Annotated in this window: 1 rRNA gene; it reads left to right on the top strand. The window is 50.1% G+C overall.

Features of this window, described 5'->3' with window-relative positions:
- Nucleotides 1-89: 89 nt before the first annotated feature.
- A 23S ribosomal RNA gene (locus tag RBT11_20565) occupies nt 90-1,978 on the top strand; the annotation flags it as partial.

Genomic DNA, 1,978 nt, shown 5'->3' with positions numbered 1-1,978 from the left:
AAACGCTCTTTGACATACTGGGAAGATACACAACGAGATAGCAATTTAAGTTTTAGAACGAGAATCGTTAAATCGAGTACGAAGTAATTAAAGAAGTGAATAAGAGCGAAAGGTGGATGCCTTGGCTCTCAGAGGCGAAGAAGGACGTGACAAGCTGCGATAAGCTTCGGGAAGCTGCAAATAAGCGTTGATCCGGAGATTTCCGAATGGGGCAACCCAGCCGTCTTCAGGACGGTTATCCCTGGCAACGGGGAGGCGAACGCGGGGAACTGAAACATCTAAGTACCCGCAGGAGAAGAAAACAATAGTGATTCCGCAAGTAGTGGCGAGCGAACGCGGATCAGCCCAAACCAGGTTTGTTGAGGCAATCCTGGGGTTAAAGGACTTGCATAATGAACAAGACAAGCTAATGGAACTGTCTGGAAAGGCGGGCCGCAGACGGTGAAAGCCCGGTACATGAAAGCATGATTTTGTTTAAGCGAGTATCCTGAGTAGCGCGGGACCGGAGAAATCCTGTGTGAAATGGCCGGCACCATCCGGCAAGGCTAAATACTCCTGAGAGACCGATAGTGAACCAGTACCGTGAGGGAAAGGTGAAAAGCACCCCGCACAGGGGAGTGAAACAGAACCTGAAACCCTTCGCTTACAAGCGGTCGGAGTCCTGCTTATTGTGGGATGACGGCGTGCCTTTTGCATAATGAGCCTACGAGTTACACTTCAGTGGCGAGGTTAATCCTTTTAAGGGGAGCAACCGGAGCGAAAGCGAGTCTTAACAGGGCGTATAGTCACTGGGGGTAGACGCGAAACTTAGTGATCTACCCATGGCCAGGTTGAAGTTGTGGTAACACACAATGGAGGACCGAACCGTTAAACGTTGAAAAGTTTTCGGATGAGCTGTGGGTAGGGGTGAAAGGCTAATCAAACTGAGAGATAGCTCGTACTCCCCGAAATGCCTTTAGGGGCAGCCTCGTGTGTGAGTGTCATGGAGGTAGAGCTACTGATAGGACTAGGGGGCTTCACCGCCTACCAAATTCTGACAAACTCCGAATGCCATGACATGCTCCACGGGAGTGAGGGCTTGGGTGCTAAGGTCCAGGTCCGAGAGGGAAAGAACCCAGATCATCCGCTAAGGTCCCCAAATATATGCTAAGTTGAAAAAACGCGGTCTGATTGCACAGACAGCTAGGATGTTGGCTTGGAAGCAGCCATTCATTTAAAGAGTGCGTAACAGCTCACTAGTCGAGCGATCGGGCATGGATAATAAACGGGCATAAGCATATTACCGAAGCGGTGGACTCAATACTTAGGGTATTGATTGGTAGGGGAGCATTCCAGGGGCGTAGAAGGTGAACTGTAAGGTTTTCTGGAGCGCCTGGAAAAGCAAATGTAGGCATAAGTAACGATAATCCCGGTGGGAAACCGGGACACCGAAAAGCCAAGGTTTCCTGATCAACGCTAATCGGATCAGGGTTAGTCGGGTCCTAAGGTTCAGCCGCAAGGCGAGACTGATGGCCAACAGGTTAATATTCCTGTACTGTGATATACAGTGATGGGGCGACGGAGAAGTGACAGGTCTGCGCACTGACGGAATAGTGCGTTGAAGGGTGTAGATAAATCCGGCATAGGCAAATCCGTGCCGGATGTCGAACCTGATAGTACCGTGCGCTTTCGGGCAAGCGGATAATGACCGTAATCAGGCTTCCGAGAAAACCCTCTAAGCGTTAATGTATATTATACCCGTACCGTAAACCGACACAGGTGGCTGGGGAGAGAATCCTAAGGTGCTCGAGTGATTCATGGCTAAGGAACTAGGCAAAATAGTGCTGTAACTTCGGGAGAAAGCACTCCGCTGAAGAGCGGACGCAGAGAAATGGCCCAGGCGACTGTTTAACAAAAACACATGGCTTTGCGAAATCGAAAGATGAAGTATAAGGCCTGACACCTGCCCGGTGCCGGAAGGTTAAGAGGAGATGTTAGT

Source organism: Desulfobacterales bacterium, from assembly GCA_034003325.1.
In the GTDB taxonomy this organism is placed as follows: Bacteria; Desulfobacterota; Desulfobacteria; order Desulfobacterales; family JAFDDL01; genus JAVEYW01.
The sequence above is the reverse complement of the archived record's forward strand: the minus strand, read 5'-3'. Positions and strand labels throughout refer to the sequence as shown.